The sequence below is a fragment of the Janthinobacterium sp. BJB446 genome (assembly GCF_002735655.1).
GTDB lineage: Bacteria > Pseudomonadota > Gammaproteobacteria > Burkholderiales > Burkholderiaceae_D > Janthinobacterium > Janthinobacterium lividum.
This window is the reverse complement of the sequence record NZ_PDZK01000002.1, coordinates 700,556-721,793: the sequence shown is the minus strand read 5'-3', so window position 1 is coordinate 721,793 and position 21,238 is coordinate 700,556. Positions and strand designations below refer to the sequence as shown.

Annotated in this window: 20 protein-coding genes; 13 read left to right on the top strand and 7 right to left on the bottom strand. The window is 62.7% G+C overall.

All coding sequences use genetic code 11. From position 1 onward, the window contains the following. Positions 1–117: 117 nt before the first annotated feature. Genes CSQ92_RS18935 through CSQ92_RS18925 form a run of 3 tightly spaced genes read left to right on the top strand, consistent with a single transcriptional unit; the run spans position 118 to position 3,032 of the window. Positions 118–1,230, top strand: coding sequence for a Re/Si-specific NAD(P)(+) transhydrogenase subunit alpha (locus tag CSQ92_RS18935; protein ID WP_099389220.1), 1,113 nt, complete (start codon positions 118–120; stop codon positions 1,228–1,230). A gap of 24 nt (positions 1,231–1,254) precedes the next feature. Beyond that, positions 1,255–1,569 carry an NAD(P) transhydrogenase subunit alpha gene (locus CSQ92_RS18930; protein WP_034778841.1) on the top strand — a complete coding sequence of 105 codons (315 nt, stop codon included), beginning with the start codon at positions 1,255–1,257 and terminating at the stop codon, positions 1,567–1,569. Positions 1,570–1,577: 8 nt separating this feature from the next. Continuing rightward, positions 1,578–3,032, top strand: a complete 1,455-nt coding sequence (locus CSQ92_RS18925; protein ID WP_034778839.1) for an NAD(P)(+) transhydrogenase (Re/Si-specific) subunit beta — start codon at positions 1,578–1,580, stop codon at positions 3,030–3,032. 45 nt (positions 3,033–3,077) lie between these two features. Here the strand turns inward: CSQ92_RS18925 and CSQ92_RS18920 are convergent, their stop codons facing one another. The 6 genes from CSQ92_RS18920 to CSQ92_RS29440 form a co-directional block, all read right to left on the bottom strand. Then, entirely contained in the window at positions 3,078–4,031 is a 954-nt protein-coding gene (locus CSQ92_RS18920) for a GGDEF domain-containing protein (RefSeq protein WP_034778836.1), read from the bottom strand. Between the two features lie 115 nt (positions 4,032–4,146). After that, a complete protein-coding gene (locus tag CSQ92_RS18915) occupies positions 4,147–5,289 on the bottom strand; it encodes a UbiH/UbiF/VisC/COQ6 family ubiquinone biosynthesis hydroxylase (protein WP_099395043.1) in 1,143 nt (380 codons plus the stop codon). A gap of 9 nt (positions 5,290–5,298) precedes the next feature. Continuing rightward, positions 5,299–6,621, bottom strand: a complete 1,323-nt coding sequence (locus CSQ92_RS18910) for an aminopeptidase P N-terminal domain-containing protein (protein ID WP_180277062.1) — start codon at positions 6,619–6,621, stop codon at positions 5,299–5,301. Next, complete coding sequence (murU, locus tag CSQ92_RS18905) at positions 6,621–7,340, bottom strand: N-acetylmuramate alpha-1-phosphate uridylyltransferase MurU (RefSeq protein ID WP_099395041.1); 720 nt, start codon at positions 7,338–7,340, stop codon at positions 6,621–6,623. The genes CSQ92_RS18910 and murU overlap by 1 nt, the downstream gene beginning before the upstream one ends. 62 nt (positions 7,341–7,402) lie before the next feature. Next, the gene (locus CSQ92_RS18900) at positions 7,403–8,470 is read right to left on the bottom strand and encodes an aminoglycoside phosphotransferase family protein (protein WP_034778830.1); all 1,068 of its coding nucleotides are present in this window, start codon (positions 8,468–8,470) and stop codon (positions 7,403–7,405) included. A 53-nt stretch (positions 8,471–8,523) separates the two neighbouring features. Continuing rightward, positions 8,524–8,856 (bottom strand): hypothetical protein, encoded by a 333-nt coding sequence (locus tag CSQ92_RS29440; RefSeq protein ID WP_230520392.1) that lies wholly within the window; start codon positions 8,854–8,856, stop codon positions 8,524–8,526. 6 nt (positions 8,857–8,862) lie between these two features. On the opposite strand from CSQ92_RS29440, the gene CSQ92_RS18895 reads away from it, so the two are divergent. The 4 genes from CSQ92_RS18895 (at position 8,863) to rsmA (ending at position 14,217) form a co-directional block, all read left to right on the top strand. Beyond that, positions 8,863–10,824, top strand: a complete 1,962-nt coding sequence (locus CSQ92_RS18895; protein ID WP_244517449.1) for an LPS-assembly protein LptD — start codon at positions 8,863–8,865, stop codon at positions 10,822–10,824. 103 nt (positions 10,825–10,927) lie between these two features. After that, on the top strand, positions 10,928–12,316 hold the full coding sequence (locus tag CSQ92_RS18890) for a peptidylprolyl isomerase (RefSeq protein WP_240317565.1): 1,389 nt from the start codon (positions 10,928–10,930) through the stop codon (positions 12,314–12,316). 19 nt (positions 12,317–12,335) lie between these two features. After that, positions 12,336–13,385 carry a 4-hydroxythreonine-4-phosphate dehydrogenase PdxA gene (gene pdxA / locus CSQ92_RS18885; protein WP_099395040.1) on the top strand — a complete coding sequence of 350 codons (1,050 nt, stop codon included), beginning with the start codon at positions 12,336–12,338 and terminating at the stop codon, positions 13,383–13,385. A gap of 52 nt (positions 13,386–13,437) precedes the next feature. After that, positions 13,438–14,217 (top strand): 16S rRNA (adenine(1518)-N(6)/adenine(1519)-N(6))-dimethyltransferase RsmA, encoded by a 780-nt coding sequence (rsmA, locus tag CSQ92_RS18880; protein ID WP_034778823.1) that lies wholly within the window; start codon positions 13,438–13,440, stop codon positions 14,215–14,217. A gap of 14 nt (positions 14,218–14,231) precedes the next feature. On the opposite strand, the gene CSQ92_RS18875 is transcribed toward rsmA, so the two are convergent. Beyond that, positions 14,232–15,149: a LysR family transcriptional regulator gene (locus tag CSQ92_RS18875; protein WP_070281784.1), complete on the bottom strand. Its 918-nt coding sequence runs from the start codon at positions 15,147–15,149 to the stop codon at positions 14,232–14,234. 225 nt (positions 15,150–15,374) lie between these two features. On the opposite strand from CSQ92_RS18875, the gene CSQ92_RS18870 reads away from it, so the two are divergent. The 6 genes from CSQ92_RS18870 to CSQ92_RS18845 are packed head-to-tail and all read left to right on the top strand — an operon-like array spanning position 15,375 to position 21,216. Then, complete coding sequence (locus CSQ92_RS18870) at positions 15,375–16,490, top strand: porin (RefSeq protein WP_225317437.1); 1,116 nt, start codon at positions 15,375–15,377, stop codon at positions 16,488–16,490. A gap of 57 nt (positions 16,491–16,547) precedes the next feature. Beyond that, positions 16,548–17,570 (top strand): ABC transporter substrate-binding protein, encoded by a 1,023-nt coding sequence (locus tag CSQ92_RS18865; protein WP_034778817.1) that lies wholly within the window; start codon positions 16,548–16,550, stop codon positions 17,568–17,570. Positions 17,571–17,591: 21 nt separating this feature from the next. Next, positions 17,592–18,431, top strand: coding sequence for an ABC transporter permease (locus tag CSQ92_RS18860; protein WP_099389214.1), 840 nt, complete (start codon positions 17,592–17,594; stop codon positions 18,429–18,431). Then, positions 18,428–19,207, top strand: coding sequence for an ABC transporter permease (locus CSQ92_RS18855; protein WP_099395038.1), 780 nt, complete (start codon positions 18,428–18,430; stop codon positions 19,205–19,207). The genes CSQ92_RS18860 and CSQ92_RS18855 overlap by 4 nt, the downstream gene beginning before the upstream one ends. 13 nt (positions 19,208–19,220) lie before the next feature. Next, positions 19,221–20,252 (top strand): ABC transporter ATP-binding protein, encoded by a 1,032-nt coding sequence (locus tag CSQ92_RS18850; RefSeq protein ID WP_034778812.1) that lies wholly within the window; start codon positions 19,221–19,223, stop codon positions 20,250–20,252. A gap of 19 nt (positions 20,253–20,271) precedes the next feature. Further along, complete coding sequence (locus CSQ92_RS18845; protein WP_249153598.1) at positions 20,272–21,216, top strand: nucleoside hydrolase; 945 nt, start codon at positions 20,272–20,274, stop codon at positions 21,214–21,216. The last annotated feature ends 22 nt before the right edge of the window (positions 21,217–21,238 follow it).

The following is a 21,238-nucleotide window of genomic DNA, read 5'->3' as shown; positions in this document are numbered from 1 at the left end:
AATCGTGGGATGCTGGTCAAATTAGTGTCGTACGACTAAAAGTTGCTGGTTCACAAACGTTTAACGCGCTGCTTTCCGTGTTAGATTCTAGTCAGTTTATCAATTAGCGGAGGCATCATGAGGATAGGCATACCGGCCGAAACACGGCCTGGTGAAACGCGGGTGGCAGCAACGCCCGAGACAGTCAAGAAGCTGGCAGCCAAGCATCAGATCGTCGTGCAGTCGGGAGCGGGCCTGCAAGCCTCGATTCCCGATGACGCGTATGCCGCCGCCGGCGCGCAGATCGGCACCGCCCAGGAAGCCTATGGCTGCGCCATCGTGCTCAAGGTGCGCGCGCCCGATGCCGATGAACGGGCCCTGATGGCCAGCGGCACGGTGCTGATCGGCATGTTGAACCCGTTTGACGCGGACAATATCGCCGCCATGGCCACGGCCGGCCTGTCCGCCTTCGCGCTGGAAGCCGTGCCGCGCATCACGCGCGCGCAGTCGATGGACGTGCTGTCGTCGCAGGCGAACATCGCCGGCTACAAGGCCGTGCTGGTGGCCGCGAATACCTATCAGCGCTTCATGCCGATGCTGATGACGGCGGCCGGCACCGTCAAGGCGGCCCGCGTGCTGATCATGGGCGTGGGCGTGGCAGGGCTGCAGGCGATCGCCACGGCCAAGCGCCTGGGCGCCGTCATCGAGGCGTCCGACGTGCGCCCGCCCGTCAAGGAACAAGTGGAGTCGCTGGGCGCCAAGTTCCTCGACGTGCCTTTCCTCACCGATGAAGAAAAAGAGATCGCCAAGGGTTCGGGCGGCTATGCGCGGGCCATGCCGGCCGACTGGATGCGGCGCCAGGCCGAACTGGTGCACGAGCGGGCGAAACTGGCCGACATCATCATCACCACGGCGCTGATCCCCGGCCGCGCCGCGCCCGTGCTCATTTCCGAAGAAACGGTAAAGGCCATGAAACCGGGCTCCGTCATCGTCGACCTGGCCGTGGAGCAGGGCGGCAACTGCCCCCTGTCGGAACTGGGCAAGACCGTGCTGAAACACGGCGTCTACATCGTGGGCGAACCGAACCTGGCGACCCTGGTGGCGGCCGATGCCTCGGCCCTGTATGCGCGCAACGTGCTGGACTTCTTAAAGCTCATCATCGACAAGGACGACCAATTGCTGATCGACCGCGAGGATGAAATCATCAAGGCCAGCCTGGTGTGTGCAGGCAGTGAAATCTTACGTAAATAACGCGGCGCCGGAGAGAACAACATCATGGAAATCAGTCACACCATCATTAACCTGATCATCTTCGTGCTGGCCATTTATGTCGGCTACCACGTCGTCTGGACCGTCACGCCGGCATTGCATACGCCGCTGATGGCCGTCACCAATGCCATTTCCGCCATCATCATCGTCGGCGCCATGCTGGCGGCCGGCCTGACGCAAGGCCCGCTGGCGCAGGCGGCCGGCACCCTGGCCGTGGCGCTGGCCGCCGTCAACGTGTTTGGCGGCTTCCTCGTCACGCAGCGCATGCTCGAGATGTTCCGTAAAAAAGAACCGAAAGCCAAGCAAGGAGCAAAAGAATGAGTCATGCCATGAGCTTCGTCACCATGAACCTGGTGACGATGATGTACCTGATCGCCTCGGTGTGCTTCATCCAGGCATTGAAAGGCCTGTCCTCGCCCTCGACGGCGCGCCGCGGCAATGCCTTCGGCATGAGCGGCATGGCCATTGCCGCCGTCACCACCGTGGCGCTGATCCTGAAACTGAAGGAACAGCAAGCGGGCGGCATGGGCCTGACCCTCGTCATCATCGGCATCGTCACGGGCGGTGCCATCGGCGCCTACCTGGCGAAAACCGTGGAAATGACGAAGATGCCGGAACTGGTGGCGGCCATGCATTCGCTGATCGGCCTGGCCGCCGTGTGCATCGCCGTGGCGGCCGTGTCCGAGCCATGGGCCTTCAATATCGCCGAGCATGGACAGGCGCTGCCCATCGGTAACCGCTTCGAGCTGTTCATCGGCACCTTTGTCGGCGCCATCACGTTCTCCGGTTCGGTGATCGCCTTCGGCAAGCTGTCGGGCAAATACAAGTTCCGCCTGTTCCAGGGCGCGCCCGTCAGCTTCAAGGGCCAGCACATGCTCAACCTGGCGCTGGCGCTGGTGATGATAGGGCTGGGCCTGGTGTTCTGCTTCGCCGACGGGGTGGAGCCAGCCTGGACGCCGTTCATCGTCATGGCCGTCATCGCCTTTGCGCTGGGCGTGCTGATCATCATCCCCATCGGCGGCGCCGACATGCCGGTGGTGGTGTCGATGCTCAACAGCTACTCGGGCTGGGCCGCGGCCGGCATCGGTTTTTCGCTGAATAACTCGATGCTGATCATCGCCGGTTCGCTCGTGGGATCCTCGGGCGCGATCCTGTCGTACATCATGTGCAAGGCCATGAACCGCTCGTTCTTCAATGTCATCCTGGGCGGCTTCGGCGGCGATGCGCCGGCAGCCGGCGTGGCGGGCGCGCAGGAACAGCGTCCCGTGAAATCGGGTTCGGCCGACGATGCCGCCTTCATCATGGGCAATGCGGAAACCGTCATCATCGTGCCCGGCTACGGCCTGGCCGTGGCGCGCGCGCAGCACTCGCTGAAAGAACTGGTGGAGAAGCTGACGCACAAGGGCATCACCGTCAAGTATGCGATCCACCCGGTGGCGGGGCGCATGCCGGGCCACATGAACGTGCTGCTGGCCGAGGCGGAAGTGCCCTACGACCAGGTCTTCGAGATGGAAGACATCAATGGCGAATTCGGCCAGACGGACGTGGTGCTGGTGCTGGGCGCGAACGACGTGGTCAACCCGGCGGCGAAAGATCCGAAATCGCCGATCGCCGGCATGCCGATCCTGGAAGCGTATAAAGCCAAGAGCATCATCGTCAACAAGCGCTCGATGGCGTCCGGCTATGCGGGCCTGGATAATGACCTGTTCTACCAGCCGAACACGATGATGGTGTTTGGCGACGCGAAAAAGGTGATCGAGGATATGTTGAAAGCCATCGAATAAACGCCGCTTGCAGCGACCCTACGGCCCGCCTTGCGCGGGCCGTTTTTATTGGCTGGCCGCTGCCGCGACGACCTGGTTGCGTCCCTGGTGCTTGGCGACATACAGGGCCTTGTCGGCATCCGATATGGCCGCGTCCAGGCTGGCGCCCTGCACCAGCGGCGCCACGCCGATGCTGATGGTGACGTGCAGCGCGCCGCCGTCGGGCAGCACGGTGACCGCCGCCGCCACGGCGGCGCGGATGCGCTCGGCCACCTGGTGTGCCTGCTGCAGGCTGGCGTCGGGGAAGAGCAGGCCGAACTCCTCGCCACCGAGGCGCGCCGCCACGTCGGTGATGCGTCCCGTGTCGCGCAGCGCCTGCGCCACCGTGCGCAGCACGGCGTCGCCCACGGCATGGCCATAGCGGTCGTTGATCTTCTTGAAGTGGTCGAGGTCGGCCACGCCCACGCTCAGGGCGGCGCCGCTGCGCGCCGCGCGCGCCATCGCCTGTTCGGCCTGGGCTTCATAGGCGCGCCGGTTGGGCAGCGACGTCAACGCATCGTGCAGCGCCTGCTGTTCCAGCTGCGCCAGCAGGCTGGCGTTTTTCGCCGCCAGTTCGCGCCGTTCGCGCACGTCGAGCAAGAAGGCGCCGAAATAGCGCATGCCGTCGACCACGCCCAGGTCCAGCGCCTTCATTTCGATGGGGATCATTTGCGTGTCGCGGTGGCGGATGGCGAATTCGCGTATCTTGCCCAGCACGCTGGAAGTGCGCGAGCTGCGGATGTAGTTGATCACGTGGTTGTCGTGCTGCGCGCCGACGGCGTCGGGCAGCAGGCCGTTCAGGGTCTGGCCCAGCAATTCACCGCTGGCATAGCCCGACAGTGCCTGCATGGCGCCATTGATATAGCGGATGCGGCACTGCTCGTCGATGATGATGACGGCGTCGAGGGCGTCTTCCAGCAGGCGGGAAAAGAGTACTTCGGGAAGAGCGGCAGGCGGTGCTGCGGGCAAAGCATCTGTCATGGAACGGTCGCCAAAAGCCAGGTGACAGCCATTGTCGCATCCGCGGGCCGTTTACTCCATGCCGGATCGCCCGCCTGTTTCTTTTTCGCCCGTGCTCTTTCCTTATTGTCAAGACTCAGCGGCGGCCGTACATCATCAGCTCGGCCAGGCTCTTGCGCGCCGGGCTGAAGGCGTCCAGCAAGCCCAGCGACAGGCCCAGCAAGCCTTGCGTGGGCGCGCTGCCCGTGAAGATGCGCGCCATGGTGTCGGTGACGCGCACGGTCAGCCCCCGGTCGGCCTGGCGCAGGCTGGCGTAGCGTTCCAGTCCGGCCGGGCTGCTGTCCTGCGCCAGCACGCGGGCCAGCACGGCGGCGTCGCGCAAGCCCAGGTTCAGGCCTTGTCCCGCCACCGGGTGCAGGGTTTGCGCCGCATTGCCGATGGCGACCGTGCGCGGCGTGCCGCCTCCCTGCGCGTTCAGGCCCAGCGGATAGGCCAGGCGCGACGTCGTGTGGGTAAAGCGTCCCAGGCGGCTGCCGAAGGCGGCGCCCAGGCGGGCCAGGAAGGCAGCGTCGTCCAGGGTCAGCAATTGTTCGGCGCGCGTGGGCGGCACGCACCATACCAGCGCGTAGCCGTCGTCCTGCGGCAGCAGGGCCAGCGGGCCTTCGTCTGTGAAGCGCTCATACGCGCGGTGCGCGATGGGGGCACTTGTGCGCACATGGGCAATGATGGCGCTTTGACCATAATCGCGGCTGACGGCGCGTTCCTGTTGCTGTCCGAACAGGCCGCCCTCGGCTTGCACCAGCAGGCTGGCGCGCAAGCTCGACGCCGCGCCGTCCTGTTCCAGCTGCACGGCCACGCCATCGGCATCCTCGGCACTGCCCGTGACCAGCGCCGGGCGCAGGCTGGCCACGCCCAGGCGCTCGCATACGTCGGCCAGCGCGCTGACGACGGCGCCGTAACGGGCCACATAGCCGAGCGCCTCGACGCCATGCTCGCTGCGGTCCATCAGGCTGCGCCCGAACTGGCCGCGGCGCGAGACGTGAATCTGGTGGATCGGTGTCGCCTCCACGGGCCAGGCGCCCGCTTCCTCGAGAATCTGGCGGCTGCCGTGCGACAGGGCGATGGTGCGCGGGTCGCGCCTGGCTTGCTCGATGGATTTGGCGTCGAGCAGGGCGATGCCGGCGGCGCGGCTGCCGCGCTGCACCAGCAGGGCGGCCAGCGCCATGCCGACGGGGCCGGCGCCGCAGATGGCGAGATCGAAAGTGGACGGTGTATGCATGCGGCGGTGTTAATCCTGTGACATCAGTTGTTCGATTTCAGCGACGCTCTTGGGCGCCGTGCTGAAGACTTCATGGCCTTGCGGCGTGACCAGCACATCGTCTTCGATGCGGATGCCGGTATGCCAGAACTGTTCCGGCACGCCCGCGCCGGGGCGCACATAGATGCCCGGTTCCACCGTCAGCACCATGCCCGCTTCCAGCGCGCGCCACGGCTTGCCCGGAGCACCCGTGTCGCGGTAGGCGCCCACGTCGTGCACGTCCATGCCCAGCCAGTGGCTGGTGCCGTGCATGTAGAAGGGCATATACGCCTTGTCGGCGATGACGTCCTGCGCGCTGCCGTTTTTCTGCCGGTCCAGCAAACCCAGGTCCAGCATGCCCTGCGCCAGCACCTGCACGGCCGCCTCGTGGATGGCGCTGTGCGGCAAGCCGGGGCGCAGCATGTCCAGCGACGCCTGTTGCGCCGCCAGCACCAGTTCATACAGCGCCCGCTGCGGGCCGCTGAAACGGCCGTTGACGGGCCAGGTGCGCGTGATGTCGGAGGCATAGCCATCGAGTTCGCAGCCGGCGTCGATCAGTACCAGCTGGCCGTCCTGCAGCACGGCGTTGTTGGCGCTGTAATGCAGGATGCAGGCGTTGCCGCCGCCCGCCACGATGGAGGAATACGCGGGGAACTGCGCGCCGCTGCGGCGAAATTCGTACAGCAGCTCCGCTTCCAGCGCGTATTCGTGCATGCCGGGCCGCGTGGCGCGCATGGCGCGCACGTGGGCGGCGCTGGAAATGGCGGCCGCGCGGCGCATCAGGCCTTGTTCTTCCGGGTCTTTCAGCAGGCGCATGGCGTCGAGCATGCCATTGATGTCATGCGCGATGGCGGGCGCCGTGACGCCGCTGCGGGCCTTTTGCCGCACGTTGTGCCGCCAGACCTTGACTTGCGCATCGAGGCTGCCGCCCAGCGCGTAGTAAATGGCGGGGACGTCGGCCAGCAGGCGCGTCATTTCCACGTCGAGTTCCTCGATGGGGAAGGCGCTGTCAAAACCGAAGCTGGCGCGCGCCGCCTCGGGGCCGTGGCGGAACCCGTCCCAGATTTCGCGTTCGGTGTTTTTTGCGCGGCAAAACAGGATGGCGCGCGCCGGCGCCGTGGCGCTGGCGGCCACCAGGGCCACGGCGCTATCGGGCTCCGTAAAGCCGCTCAGGTAATAGAAATAGCTGTCGTGGCGATACGGGTAGTCGCAATCGCTGTTGCGCGGCACTTCGGGCGCCGTGGCGAGGATGGCCACGCTGCCCGGCAGCATCTGCGCCAGCAGCGCCGCGCGTCGGGCCGCGTAGTTGGCCATCATGCCGCCGGCGCCTTCGCTGCCACGCCATTGAGCACGTCGAGCTGCGCCGGCGTGCCCACATTCGTCCACTCGCCGGGATAGACTTCGCCGCCCACGCGGCCCTGGTCCGCGTACCGGCGCAGCAAATCGCCCAGTTTGGCGTGGCTGCCGGGCGCGATGCCGTCGAACATCTCAGGGCGGTACACGCCGATATTGGCGAAGGTCCACTTGGTGTCGTCCGTATTGTTGATCGCGAACAAGGTCAAGCCGAAGTCGCCCTGTGGGTGGAAGTCGGGATTGGGCACTAGGTAAGTCCAGGCGATGTCGCGCTGGTCGGCCGGATACGGCGTGCCCAGCACATCCTTGTCGGCCAGCACGTCGAGTACTTGCTTGAAATCAAAGTAGGGGCAATAGATGTCGCCTGAAATGGCGAGAAATGGCTCCTCGCCCAGCAAGTGGCGCGCCTGGGCGATGCCGCCCGCCGTTTCCAGCGGCGTGGTCTCGGGCGAGTACGCGATGCGCGCGCCGTACGCGCTGCCGTCGCCCAGGGTTTCCTCGATCAGGTGGCCCAGGTGAGAATGGTTGATGACGATGTCCGTGATGCCGGCGCGCACCAGGTTCAGCACATGCCAGACGATCAGCGGACGGCCGCGTACTTTCAGCAGCGGTTTGGGACAGGTATCGGTAAGCGGACGCATCCGTTCACCGCGGCCTGCGGCAAAGATCATGGCTTTCATGGGGATTCGTTTTCAGTATCGGTAAGTCGGCTGCGCGGGTATGCCGCGCAGCGGGAAAGTGCCTAGAATGTATAGCCGACCTGCGGCGTCTTGTTTTCGAGGGCGTCCAATAAACGCACCAGCGGCTTGAGTTCCGTATAGCGGTTGGCCGTCTTGCGCACGTAGTCGAGCACGGTTGGCAGGTCGCCCATGTACAGATCCTTGCCGTCGCGGTAATTCAGGCGCGCGAACAGGCCGAGGATTTTCAGGTGGCGCTGCAGGGCCGTGAATTCGAAATCGCGGTAGAAGGCGTCGATATCGGGATTGACTGGCAAGCCCAGCTGCTTGGCGCGCTGCCAGTAGCGGATCACCCAGTCGAGCACCAGTTCTTCATCCCACTGGATATACGCGTCGCGCAGCAGCGAGGCGATGTCGTAGGTGACAGGGCCGAAGACGGCATCCTGGAAGTCGAGGATGCCGGGATTGGGGATGGAACCATCGTTGATGTGCATCAAATTGCGCGAATGGTAGTCGCGGTGCATGAATACTTGCTGCTGCGACAAGATATTCGCCGTGATCGCTTCGAAAACCTTGTCCAGCTGGGTCTGTTGTACATCCGTCAAGGTGGCGCCCAGGTGTTTGCCGATAAACCATTCCGGGAACAGATTCATTTCGCGCAGGATGAAGGCGCGGTCGAATTCGGGCAAGACATCGGGCTGGCTGGCCAGCTGGATTTTCATCAGCGACTCGAGCGCTTCGGCGTACAGCACGCTGGCGTTATCGTGGTTCAGGGCGTCGAGATAGGTGGTCGTGCCCAGGTCGGAGAGCAGCAGGAAACCATTCTCCAGGTCTTGCGCGATGATCTCGGGAACGGACACGCCGGCGCCTTTCAGCAAGCCGGCCACCTTGACAAAGGCGGGCACGTTTTCACGCTCGGGCGGCGCATCCATGGCAATCAGTGTGCTTCCTGGCAATGTTGCATTGCCTGGCAGCACATCGAGACGGTAGTAGCGGCGGAAGCTGGCATCGCTGGAAGCGGGACGGGCGGATTCGGGCGCGACGAGGTTAAGCGAGGTCAACCAGGCTTTCAACAGGGTCAGGCGAGCGTCGGCGGAGGCCGGCGCGGTGGAGGAATTGGGGGAGAATGACATTAAGCGGCCTGTGGAATCGGGTTGATGGTGCAGATTCCCATATAATAAGGGATTCAAATCAAAAAATCGCCTGTCATGGTGCTTGCCCCTTCCAATTCATGAGCTGGTTTTCGGCCTCCCCCCCTTCGCAGCGCTGGGCTTTCGCCATCAGCGCGCTCGTCGCCGCCACGACGGTGCCTGTCCACGCCCAGAAAGCGCCGCGCCCGGTTCATGTGGAAGATCCCGACGCGCCCACCGTCATGACGGCGAACAGCATGAACGGACGCCCCGAAAGGGAGATCAATCTCGATAAAAATGTCGTGATTGAACGCGGAAAAACCACAAAAATGACGGCAGATACAGCTTGTTACAAACAAGTTGAAGATCAGTTCGACGCCGAGGGCCATATCAAGATGTGGCGTTTCGGCGATTACTACACGGGCGACGTCTTGAAGCTGAACATGGAGACCGGCAAGGGTTTCCTGCTCAACCCGACGTACCGCTTTGAAGTGGGCGGCGGCCAGGGCAAGGCCGAGCGCGTCGACTTCATCAACCCCGACGAAGCCACTGTTATCGACGGTACTTACAGTACCTGCGAAGGGCCGAATCCGGACTGGTACCTGAAATCGAGCACCTTGAACCTCGATACGGGCCGCGACGTGGGCACCGGCAGCAAGACCATCATCTATTTCAAGGACGTGCCGATTCTGGGCACGCCTGGCATTTCGTTTTCGCTGTCGGGTGCGCGCCGCTCGGGCTGGCTGGCGCCCACGCCGGGCTTTGCCTCGAAGAACGGTTTCGAGCTGCTGATGCCGTATTACGTGAACATCGCGCCGAACCGCGACCTGACCCTGTTCCCGCGCTACATCCAGCGGCGCGGCATCCAGCTCGGTGCGGCAGGCCGCTACATGGGCGAGACGGATGCAGGCCTGTACCAGGGCGAAACGTCGTTTGAGTTCTTGCCTAACGACAAGCAGACCAAGACCAACCGCTACATGATCAAGTCCAAGCATGAGCAGGCGCTGGCCAAGGGCTGGAGTTACAGCTGGGATCTGCGCGAGGCGTCCGACAATAATTACCCGAACGATTTTTCGAAAACCGTCGCCACCGCTACCGAGCGCCAGTTGCTGCGCGAATTGCGCACCGATTACCGCACCGAGGACTGGAGCCTGACGGCGCGCGTGCAGAATTACCAGGTGCTGCAGGATCCCGATGCGGTCAACAATCCCAGCCTGACCGTTACGCGCCCGTATGACCGCTTGCCGGCGGTGAATTTCCACGCTGGCAAATACGACGTCTGGGGCGGCTTCGACTGGACCTTTGACGCGGAAGCGACGCGCTTCGCCCACCCGACCCTGGTGCAGGGGTCGCGCCTCGTGGCCGTGCCGCAGGTAAGTTTCCCCATCGTGCGCCCGGGATACTTCGTCACGCCCAAGCTGATGCTCAATGCCAGCGCGTATCAGCTCGATAATGACGCCAGGACCAAGGCGAAGTTTGCGGATACGTCGTTTACGCGCGCCGTGCCAACCTTCTCGGTCGACAGCGGCCTGGTGTTTGAACGCGACACGAATCTGTTTGGCGCCAAGGGCGGCACGCAAACCCTGGAGCCGCGCCTGTTCTACGTCTACACGCCGTACCGCGACCAGTCGAAGTTTCCGACGTTCGATACGGCCGCTGGCACGTTCAACCTGACGCAGATCTTCACGGAAAACCGTTTTGTCGGCAGCGACCGCATCGGCGATGCCAACCAGGTCACGGCCGCCCTGGTATCGCGTTTCCTGCAGTCCGATGGAACGGAACGCATGCGCCTGACTTTCGGCCAGCGTTTCTATTTTGCCGACCAGCGCGTGCAACTCGATTCGAGCACACCCGTCAACCAGTCGCGTTCGGATATCCTGCTGGCAGCAACGGGCCGCGTGTCCGAGACTTGGACCGCCGACAGCCTGGTGCAGTACAATCCCAGCGACCGCCAGCTGGTCAGCTACAACTACGCCTTGCAATATCAGCCCGGTGCCAAGAAAGTATTGAATTTTGGCAATCGTTTCCAGCGCGGGGTTTATGGTTGGCGCAATGTTGAAGTGTCGACCCAATGGCCGTTGACGGACCGCCTGTATGGCGTGGGCCGCATCAGTTACTCCGTGAAGGACCGCAGCATGCTGGAAAGCCTGGTCGGCCTGGAATACAAGGGCGACTGCTGGGTGTTCCGCATGGGCGCGCAGCGTTTCGTGACGACGAACAAGACTGTCTCGACGCCGATCTTCTTCCAGCTGGAATTGACGGGCTTGTCGAATGGCCTGGGTCTGGGCGCGAATGGCCTGGAAACTTTTACAAAAACCATCCCCGGTTACCAGACACTGAGCCAGCCACTCCGTTAAGATAGGCACCGTTGCCGCCGCCGGTGTTCCCGGCGCCGGCACAAACCGGTTTTTTTATTCACCTGAACTCATGAGCGCTCTACACATTATGCGTAATGCCAGTATGCACCAACTCAAAATTGCAACGGTCTTGTTGTGCGCCATTTCCGGCGCCACGACCAGTAGTGTCTGGGCGCAACAGGCTGCGCCAGCGCCTGCCGCCAAGCCCGCTGCCGCGGCGCCAGTCAAGGGGTTCACGCCACCGGCCTCGAGCAGTGGCCAGACCATCGATTCCATCGCCGTCGTCGTCAATGACGAGGTGATTACGCGCAATGAAGTGGCGGCCCGTATCAAGAGCGTGGAGCAGCGCATGAAGGCGCAGAACGTGCCCTTGCCCGATCCTGCCGACCTGCGTCGTCAATTGCTCGAGCGCATGATTGTTGAACGCGCACAAATGCAGCTGGCCAAGGAAATGGGCGTGCGCGTGGATGACCTGACCCTGGATCGCGCAATTGGCCGTATTGCTGAACAGCAAAAAATGACGGTGCAAGATCTGCGCAATCAGATGGAAAAAGAAGGCACGCCGTTTGCGACCTTCCGCGAAGAAATCCGCGATGAAATCATCATGCAGCGCCTGCGCGAGCATGAAGTCGACGCCAAGATCCAGATTTCCGATTCCGAAGTGGATAACTTCCTGGAAGCGGAGAAAGCGGCCGCCAGCGAACAGGTGGAGCTGAACCTGGCGCAGATTCTCGTGCGCATTCCGGAAAATTCCAGCCCCGAACAGATCGCCGCACGCCGCGCGCGCGCCGAAGAAGTCAGCCGCCAGCTGCGCACGGGCGCCGATTTCGCCAAGATGGCCGCCACCTATTCCGACGCCAGCGATGCGCTGAGTGGCGGCGATATCGGCTGGCGCCATAGCGACCGCGTGCCGCCCCTGTTCACGGAACAGTTGCTGAAATTGAAGCCGGGCCAGATCACGCCTATCATCAAGAGCAATACGGGCTTCCACATCCTCAAGCTGGTGGACCGCCGCAGTGCTGCCGAGGCGCAAGCCGTCGCCGCCGTGCAGCAGACGCATGCCCGCCATATCTTGCTGAAAATAACGCCGACCTTGTCGGCAGCCGAAGCCAAGCGCAAATTGTCGGAATTGAAAGAGCGTCTCGATAACAAGGCCGCCAAGTTCGAAGACCTGGCCCGCTTGTTCTCGAACGACGGTTCGGCCGCCAAGGGCGGCGACCTGGGCTGGCTGTATCCAGGCGATACCGTACCGGAATTCGAAACGGCGATGAATGCGTTGAAACCGGGCGAAGTGAGCGAGCCGATCGAATCGAGCTTTGGCTTCCACCTGATCGAAGTGCTGGAACGCAAGAGTGATGACGTCTCGAAAGAGAAGCAGCGCGCCGCTGCGCGCAATGCCTTGCGCGAACGCAAGCTGGAAGAAGCGACGGAAAACTGGGCGCGCGAAGTGCGCGACCGTGCCTACGTCGAATTCCGCGCGGACGACCAGTAATGCCACTGATTCATTGCGCATGAGTAACTTGCCCCTTGCACGCCGGCCTGCCATCGCCATTACCTGTGGCGAGCCGGCCGGTGTCGGCCCGGAAATCTCCATACGCGCGGCCTGGGCCATGCGCAATGAAGTCAACTGCATCCTGCTGGGCGACGCCGCCTTCCTGGCGCTGACGGCCAGCCTGATCGATCCGGACATCCGCCTGGCGGCGCTGTCGCTGCAAGCCGTGCGCAACAGCGGCCTGCCCCAGTTCGGGTCTGGCCGCCTGGCCGTGATCGATATTCCCACTGTTAACAATGTCATTCCTGGCGTACTAGACAAGGAAAACGGACGTTCCGTGCTCGCGACCCTGGACGCGGCCGTGGAAGGTGTCCAGGCCGGCTGGTTTGGCGCCATGGTCACGGCGCCCTTGCAAAAGAGCACGATCAACGATGCTGGCGTGGCCTTTTCCGGCCATACGGAATACCTGGCGGAAAAAACCGGCACGCCGCAAGTGGTGATGATGCTGGCCGGCGAACCCGGCCATGGCGAACCGACCCTGCGCGTGGCGCTGGCCACCACGCATCTGCCATTGAAGGATGTGTCCGCCGCCATCACCATGGACAGCCTGGCCGTCACCCTGGATATCATCCAGGCCGACTTGCAACAGAAATTCGGCATCGCCGCGCCGCGCATCCTGGTCACCGGCCTGAACCCGCACGCGGGCGAGGGCGGGTATCTGGGACGCGAGGAAATCGATGTCATCGCCCCGGCGATTGCCGCGGCGCAAGCGCGCGGCATCGATGTGCGCGGGCCGTATCCGGCCGACACCTTGTTCCAGCACAAATACCTGGCCGATGCCGATTGCGTGCTGGCCATGTACCACGACCAGGGCTTGCCCGTGCTGAAATACGCGACCTTCGGGCGCGGCATCAATATCACCCTGGGCTTGCCGTTGATCCGCACCTCGGTCGACCACGGCACGGCGCTGGACCTGGCCGCGCAAGGGCTGGGGCTGGCCGATTGCCACAGCATGGAGCAAGCCCTGCAAACGGCGCTCGACATGCTGCGCGCCAGCAGCCGCGCCTGATCGCCCACCGGTTTTACCCCGCTACACCGCCCCTAGAATAGAAAAACAGAATATGAAACACGTTGCCCGCAAACGCTTTGGCCAGAACTTCCTGCATGACCGCTTCGTCCTCGACGACATCACGGCCGCCATCGGGCCGCAGCCGGACGATGCCATGGTCGAGATCGGCCCCGGCCTGGGCGCCATGACGGAGCAGCTGCTGCGCCATTTGAAGCAGATGCACGTGGTGGAACTGGACCGCGACCTGATCGTGCGCCTGGAAAAGACGTTCAATCCGGCCAAGCTGACGATCCACTCGGGCGACGCGCTGAAATTCGATTTCGCGCAAATCCCCGTACCGGCCGGCCAGAAATTGCGCATCGTGGGTAACTTGCCGTACAACATTTCGAGCCCGCTGCTGTTCCACCTGGCGGACTTCGCACCGCTGGTACAGGACCAGCATTTCATGCTGCAAAAGGAAGTCGTCGAGCGCATGGTGGCCGAGCCGGGCAGCAAGGCATATGGCCGCCTGTCCGTGATGCTGCAATGGCGCTATGACATGTCGCTGCTGTTCATCGTGCCGCCGACGGCCTTCGATCCGCCGCCGAAAGTGGAATCGGCCATCGTGCGCATGATCCCCGTGGCCGAGCGCCTGGCGTGCGACCAGGCCACCCTGGAAGCGGTCGTCATGAAGGCGTTCTCGCAGCGCCGCAAGGTGATCCGCAACTGTCTGGCCGGGATGTTTACGGAAGAGCAGATCAAGGCGGCCGGCATCGATCCGACCCTGCGTCCGGAAACCGTGGGCCTGGAGCAATACGTGGCTTTGGCGAATTTGCTGAAGGCGCCGGCCTAAGCCCCCGGTTTAACTCAAAACCACTGGTCGACCTGCTGCAAATCCTGCCGCAGGGCTGAGAAACAGTCGTCGACATGATGGTTGCGGCTGATTTCATTGCGCCGCATCAAGGCGATCTTGCGCTTGCAGGTGGGCTGGCGCAGCGGTGCCACGTGCAGGTCCTCGTCGTTGAGGAAGGTCGTGTACAGGCTGGGCATGATGCCGACGGCGATGCCGGCGCGCACCACGCCATACAGCGACTCGCTGTGGATCATCTGATACAGGCTCGACGGGCTCAAGCCATGCTGACGCAGGGCGCTCGAAGCGAATTCCCAGATGCTGCCCTTGGTAAACACGACGATTTCCTGCCCCGCCAATTGCTCCCAGCGCACTTCCTTGAGCGGCGCCAGCGCATGGCGTCCCGCCGTCACCAGCACCAGTTCGTCTTCGAACAGGCCCACGCTTTCCAGCGACACGGAACCGGGCACCTCGATACCCACGCAAAAGTCCAGCTGGCCCGAATGCAGGGCGTGCAGCAAGCCGTCGTTGGGCATGTCCGACAGGACGATTTCCACTTCATCGCCATGCTGCTCGCAGTAGCGCGCCACCACGACGGCCGTCATCGCCATGGCCGAGGGGATCGCGCCGATGCGGATGCGGTGGCGGCCGCTGCCGATGGCGCGCTGGATATCGGCAAAAGTATTGCTCGCCGTATTTAATAAATGCGTGGCGTAGTCGAGCGCCAGTTTGCCTTCGCGCGTCAGTTCCAGCTGGTGGGTTGTGCGGTTAAACAACTTTTTCCCCAGTTGATTTTCCAGCAGCTTGATCGAGGCGCTGAGGGCTGGCTGGGTCACGCACAATTCCTGTGCAGCCTTGCTGAAGCTGTTTACCCGGGCTAAGGTGGAAAACGCTTGTAAATGTCGTAAGGAAATCTTCTTGCTCAACTCATGCATGGGTTTGCTTATTAGAAAAAGTAATGGATTTATAAAAATAAACAAATTTTCTTATCCCGCAATTTACCATATTCTGGACTGGTCTTTACTTGTCTTGAAGGCAACAATCTTCAGAGAAGCGCTTGCCAGGCGGCGCCGGTACTCGCGCCAGCACGCCATGCAAGGGACGCATCAATAAAATAATTCCAAAAAAACTCAGGGTTTATTCTTTTTAGGGTGGCGGCGATGAACAAATGGATGACGGGAACGATGGTAGTGGGTGGCTTGCTGGCGGCGCAGGGCGCGGCGCAGGCTCAAAGCAGCGTGCAAGTGTATGGCTTGCTGTCGGCCGGTATCGGCTATGTGTCGGATGAGGGCAAGGGCAGCCGCACGCATGCGCTGAGCGGCACGAATCAGAATCCCCGCATCGGTTTTCGCGGCCAGGAAGACCTGGGCAACGGCACCAAGGCCATCTTCGTGCTGGAAAACGGTTTTAACGTCATGACGGGCACGGCGTCGCAAAGCGGCCGCCTGTTCGGCCGCCAGTCGTATGTGGGTTTGTCCAGCAATGACAAGGGTACGCTCACCCTGGGGCGCCAGTACGAAGCCGTCAAGGACCTGCTGGGCCCGGTCGTCATTGCCAGCAATGGCGTGCATATCGGCGACAACGATAATGGCTACAACAACCTGCGCGTGCAAAATGCCGTCAAGTATGTCAGCCCGAACATCAGCAACCTGTCGTTCACGGGTTTGTACGGCTTCAGTGAAAACCCGGAAGATTCCAACCGCAACCGCGTCTACAGCATGGGTGCCGGCTACAAGGTCGATGCCTTCAGCTGGGCCGTCGCCTACACCAAGATGGACCACCCGAACAGCCCCGATGCGCCGAATGGCGCCATCGGCAATGACTATGGCAGCTCCTTGTTGATCTTCAACAAGAGCGCCGTCAGCGGCGCCGGCGTGAACAGCCAGGCCATTGCCGGCACGGGAGGCTTTTATAATGTGGGCAAGACCAAGTTTGGCGCGCTGTACACCAACGTGCGCTACCACTACCTGGATCAAAGCAATCTGACCTTGCAAAACGTGGACTTGAACGTGAACCACAAGCTGACGGAAGCGCTGAACCTGGGCGCGTCGTATTTCTTTACCACCGGTAAATATGACGTGATCAACAAGACGCCGAAATGGCATCAGGTCAACTTCCAGGCCGATTACTTCCTGTCCAAGCGCACCGATGTCGCCATCACCTGGAGCTACCAGAAAGCGGCAGGCGACGCGACGTTCGCCCGCGTGTTCGGCTTCGGCGCCTCGGGCGGCAAGACGCAAAGCGTGCTAATCGTTGGCATGCGACATTATTTCTGAGTCTGATTCATCTTTACAGGCGCTGTCCCCCAGCGCCGTCCCCTGAAAGGAAGCATCTTGAAAAAGCACCTCATGTTGGCGTTGAGCCTAGGCTTGCTGGCTAACGCCGCCCACGCGGAAAAACGCGAGTTGGTCATTTCGGCCTATCCGATTGCCCAGCCCTTGTTCATGAAGTATGTGTACGAGCCGTTCAAGGCCAAATGCGGTTGCGATATCAAGGTGGAAACGGGGAATAACGCGGACCGTATCGCCAAGCTGGTAGTGCACAGCAAGAACCCGGTGATCGACCTGGTGCTGCTGTCCGATTCCGGCATGCTGGAAGCGGCGCAAAAGGGCGTTATCCAGCCCATGGATTACTCCAAGCTGAGCAATTACAAAGCCCTGTACGACGTGGCGAAAAACCCGATCGGCGGCAATTTCGCCGTCGGCTATACGCTGTACTCGGTCGGCCTGGTGTACCGCAGCGACAAGATCGCCCCGCTGACGTCCTGGAAGGACCTGTGGCGCCCTGAACTGAAGGGCCGCGTGGCCTTCCCCGACGTGAGCACCACGCAGGGCCCCCTGATGCTGCGCATGGCCGATGCGGCCTGGGGCGGCAAGACGGACGACTACGCCACCGGCTTTGCCAAGATCGTCGGCATGAAGGGCAACGTCGTCACGTTCTCGAAAAACAGCGCGCAGCTGGCGGCCCTGTTCGCCCAGGATGAAATCTGGGCCGCGCCCGTGGCGCGCTTTACGTGGTCGCAAATGCTCAAGACGGGCCTGCCCCTGAAATGGAGCATCCCGGCCGAAGGCCAGGCGGCCGGCATGAACGTGATGGGCATCGTCGCCGGTTCGAAGAATGCGGACCTGGCGTACCAGCTGATGGATTTCTGGCTGTCCAAGGAAGTGCAGACGCAGCTGGCCACCAACCTGGTCGACTCGCCCGTCAACAAGGACGTGCGCCTGTCGGTGGCGGCCGCGCAATTCAATACCTATGGCGCCGACCAGATCAATTCGCTGAAATTCGTCAAGCCGGAAACCATCCTCAAGCAGCGCACGAACTGGATGACGCAGTGGAACAAGGCCATGAGCAAATAGTGGTGACGAGGAGAAAACACCATGTTTGCTGATCCAAAAAAGCGCCTGGGACTGCTGCTGGTCCTGCCGGCGCTGATCTTTATCGTCGTCTGCTTCCTGCTGCCCGTGCTGGCCTTGCTGGTCGACGCCTTCCGTGTCGGCGACGGCATGCAGTGGGGCTTCGACCGCTTCATCGAGTTCTTCTCGCAGGAATTCAACCGCACCATCTTCTGGCGCACCCTGCGCATTGCCGCGCTGGTGACGCTGGCGTCGATCATCCTCGGCTACCCGGCCGCGCAAGCCGTGGCACGCGTGTCGCCGAAGTGGCGCGGGCTGGTGGTGGGCATGATGATTCTGCCGCTGATGGTCTCGCCGATTGCGCGTACCTATGCCTGGATCGTATTGCTGGGCCGTAACGGCGCCGTCAACGCGGCACTCGTCAACATGGGCTTGACGGAAGAGCCGCTGCGTTTGCTGTTCAGCGAATTCGCCGTGTTTGTCGGCCTGCTGCAACTGCTGCTGCCATTGATGCTGATGTCGCTGGCGGGCGCGCTGGAAAACCTGCCGCGCGACGTGGAACCGGCTGCGGCGACGTTGGGCGCGAATCCATGGCAAGTGTTTTGCAAGGTCACCCTGCCGCTGACGCAGGAAGGCCTGGTCGTCGGCGGCACCCTGGTGTTTACGGGCTGCGTGACGGCCTATGTGACGCCAGCACTGCTGGGCGGCACCAAGGTGCTGATGCTGGAAACCCTGCTGTACCAGAAGGTCAGCGTGGAGAGCGATTTTGGCGCGGCGAATGTCATCGCCGTCATCCTCGTCTGCATGACTTTGCTGGTGAATGCCGGCCTTAAACGTATTTCCTCGAGCCGGAGTTCCGTATGAAAGAAAGCCTGTTTTCACGTGCCGTTTTATGGCTGGTATTCCTGTTCCTGCTGGGGCCATTCGCCATCGTCGTGCTGGCCGGCTTTAGCGGCGGCGAGACGCTGGCGTTCCCGCCCGAGTCGTACTCGCTGCGCTGGATCATCGAAGTCTGGTCGGCGCCCGAGTTCCGCCGCGCCTTCCAGACCAGCCTGGAAATCGGCCTGATCGCCACCGTCATCGCGCTGCTGCTGGGCATACCCGTCGCGTATGCGTTTTCGCGCATGCCGCCGCCGGGCATCGGCGCCATCCGTCAGATACTGACGTCGCCGCTGATCATTCCCGCCATCCTCGTCGGCCTGGGCTTGCTGCACCACCTGGTGCTGACCATCAACGCGCCCGTGTATGTGGGCCTGCTGATTGGCCATATCGCGCTGCTGATTCCCTATTCGGTGCGCGTGGTGTACGCCAGCCTGGTGAATTTGCGCGTGGATATCGAGGATGCGGCCATTACGCTGGGCGCATCGCGCCTGCGCGCGTTCTTCATGATCGTGCTGCCGAATATCCGCAACGCCGTGATCGCCGCCTTCTTCCTCGCCTTCGTCACTTCGTTCAACCAGGTGCCCGTCTCTCTGTTCCTGACGGGGCCTGGCATCTGCACCTTGCCGATCGAGATGCTGGGCCATATGGAAAACAGTTTCGATCCGTCGATCGCTGCCCTGTCGACCTTGCTGGTCTTGTTCACCATGGCCTTCGTGATGGTGACCGAGAAGGTGCTGGGCATTTCTAAATACATGTAAGAGGCAACACACCATGAGTTATCTGGAACTGCACAAGCTGAACCTCGGCTACGCCAAGAACACGACATCCGTGAAAGACCTGGACCTGCACGTCGAGCAGGGCGAATTGATTTCCCTGCTGGGCCCCAGCGGTTGCGGCAAGACCACCACCATGCGCGCCATCGCCGGCCTGATGCCGCTGCAGTCGGGCCGCATCGTGCTCGACGGCCGCGAAATCGGCAAGCTGGCGCCGAACAAGCGCAATATCGGCATGGTCTTCCAGTCGTATGCGCTGTTTCCGCACCTGAACGTGTATGACAATATCGCTTTTGGTTTGCGCCTGCGCAAGGTGGCGCCGGCCCTGCTGAAAACGAAGGTGGAAGCGGTGATCGCCGCCGTTGGCCTGACGGGCTTTGAAACGCGCTTGCCGGCGCAGATGTCCGGTGGCCAGCAGCAGCGCGTGGCGCTGGCGCGCGCCATCGTCGTCGAGCCGGCCCTGCTGCTGCTGGACGAACCGCTGTCGAACCTGGACGCCAAGCTGCGCGTGCAGATGCGCGCCGAGTTGCGCCGCATCCAGCGCGAACTGGGCATCACCATGCTGTACGTGACGCATGACCAGGAAGAAGCGCTGGCCCTGTCCGACCGCATCGTCGTCATGAACGGCGGGCGCATCGAGCAGCTGGCCGCGCCGGAAGCCGTCTTCAATACGCCGTCGACGCGCTTCGTTGCCAACTTCATGGGCTTCGAGAACCTGTTCGACTACCGCGACGGCGCGCTGCACCACGCGGGCGCCAGCTTGCCGTACACGTCTCCCGTTGCTGCCGGTACCACGGTGCTGGGCTGGCGTCCGGACAAGGTGCGCGTGTGCGCGGCCGACGACGCGGCCGGTCAATACCCGGGTACCGTGCTGGCGCGCGGCTTCCTCGGCGACACCGTCGAATACCTGCTGCAAACGCCGCTGGGCCAGGTCAAGGGCATTTGCGCGGCCGGCGGCGCCGCCTGGCGCGAGGGCACGGCCGTGTCCTTCGTGCTGCCGTCCGACAGCGCCCTGTGGCTGGGCGCCTGATTTCTGAATGGAAACCATCATGACCCAAGCCTTGAAAAAGATCTGGCTCGATACCGATCCCGGTTTCGACGACTGGCTGACGATGCTGCTCCTGGGCAGCAATCCCGGTATCGAGTGGCTGGGCGTAAGCGTGGTGGCGGGCAATGCGCCCGTCGACATCACCTACGACAACGCCTTGCGCATCAAGGCCCATGATGGCTTGACGGTGCCGATCTACCGCGGCTGCGAAGAGCCGCTGGCCGGCGTCATCGAAACGGCGCAGCGCATCCTCGGCGACAGCGGTATGCCCACTACTGGCGAGATCCTGCCGCCCGGCGCGGCCAGTGACGCTGCCGGCCACGCCGTCGACGCCCTGATCGCCGCCGTGCGCAAGCATCCCGGCCAGATCACCATCATGGCGATCGCTCCGATGACCAACCTGGCCACGGCCTTGAGCCGCGCGCCCGACATCGCGGAAAAAATCGTTGAAATCATCCTGATGGGCGGCTCGACCGACCAGGGCAACCACACGGCGGCGGCGGAATTCAATATCTATGCGGACCCGGAAGCGGCCGCCCAGGTCTTCCAGGCCGGCATCCCGCTGCGCATGTTCGGCCTGAACCTGTGCCGCCAGCTGCTGGTCACTAAACTGGAGGTGGCGCAGCTGCGCGCCATCGGCACGCCGCGCGCCCAGCGGCTGGCTGGCTACCTGGAGGCGTATGTGCGCATCCGCAGCGCCGACGGTTCCGTGCCCATGCCGATGTATGACCCGGTGGTGGCCCTGTACCTGGAAGCGCCTCAGCTGTTCCAGTTCCAGCCGGCCCACGTGGCCATCGAATTGACGGGCGAACTGACGCGCGGCATGACGGTGTGCGAGTTCCGCGTGCCGCGCCGCGCGCCCATCAACACGCAGGTGGCGATGCTGGCCGATGGCCCGGCCGCCATTGAACTGCTGATGCAGCGCCTGGCCGGCATTCTCGCCTGATTCCCTCTTAACGAAACGAGTT

Coding starts and splice junctions, on each gene's coding strand:
- pdxA (WP_099395040.1), top strand. CDS start 12,336: ATGAGTAACTTGCCCCTTGCACGCCGGCCTGCCATCGCCATTACCTGT.
- CSQ92_RS18845 (WP_249153598.1), top strand. CDS start 20,272: ATGACCCAAGCCTTGAAAAAGATCTGGCTCGATACCGATCCCGGTTTC.
- rsmA (WP_034778823.1), top strand. CDS start 13,438: ATGAAACACGTTGCCCGCAAACGCTTTGGCCAGAACTTCCTGCATGAC.
- CSQ92_RS18870 (WP_225317437.1), top strand. CDS start 15,375: ATGAACAAATGGATGACGGGAACGATGGTAGTGGGTGGCTTGCTGGCG.
- murU (WP_099395041.1), bottom strand. CDS start 7,340: ATGAAAGCCATGATCTTTGCCGCAGGCCGCGGTGAACGGATGCGTCCG.
- CSQ92_RS18935 (WP_099389220.1), top strand. CDS start 118: ATGAGGATAGGCATACCGGCCGAAACACGGCCTGGTGAAACGCGGGTG.
- CSQ92_RS18910 (WP_180277062.1), bottom strand. CDS start 6,621: ATGGCCAACTACGCGGCCCGACGCGCGGCGCTGCTGGCGCAGATGCTG.
- CSQ92_RS18875 (WP_070281784.1), bottom strand. CDS start 15,149: ATGCATGAGTTGAGCAAGAAGATTTCCTTACGACATTTACAAGCGTTT.
- CSQ92_RS18895 (WP_244517449.1), top strand. CDS start 8,863: ATGTGGCGTTTCGGCGATTACTACACGGGCGACGTCTTGAAGCTGAAC.
- CSQ92_RS18850 (WP_034778812.1), top strand. CDS start 19,221: ATGAGTTATCTGGAACTGCACAAGCTGAACCTCGGCTACGCCAAGAAC.
- CSQ92_RS18900 (WP_034778830.1), bottom strand. CDS start 8,470: ATGTCATTCTCCCCCAATTCCTCCACCGCGCCGGCCTCCGCCGACGCT.
- CSQ92_RS18915 (WP_099395043.1), bottom strand. CDS start 5,289: ATGCATACACCGTCCACTTTCGATCTCGCCATCTGCGGCGCCGGCCCC.
- CSQ92_RS29440 (WP_230520392.1), bottom strand. CDS start 8,856: ATGGCCCTCGGCGTCGAACTGATCTTCAACTTGTTTGTAACAAGCTGT.
- CSQ92_RS18930 (WP_034778841.1), top strand. CDS start 1,255: ATGGAAATCAGTCACACCATCATTAACCTGATCATCTTCGTGCTGGCC.
- CSQ92_RS18925 (WP_034778839.1), top strand. CDS start 1,578: ATGAGCTTCGTCACCATGAACCTGGTGACGATGATGTACCTGATCGCC.
- CSQ92_RS18855 (WP_099395038.1), top strand. CDS start 18,428: ATGAAAGAAAGCCTGTTTTCACGTGCCGTTTTATGGCTGGTATTCCTG.
- CSQ92_RS18920 (WP_034778836.1), bottom strand. CDS start 4,031: ATGACAGATGCTTTGCCCGCAGCACCGCCTGCCGCTCTTCCCGAAGTA.
- CSQ92_RS18890 (WP_240317565.1), top strand. CDS start 10,928: ATGCACCAACTCAAAATTGCAACGGTCTTGTTGTGCGCCATTTCCGGC.
- CSQ92_RS18860 (WP_099389214.1), top strand. CDS start 17,592: ATGTTTGCTGATCCAAAAAAGCGCCTGGGACTGCTGCTGGTCCTGCCG.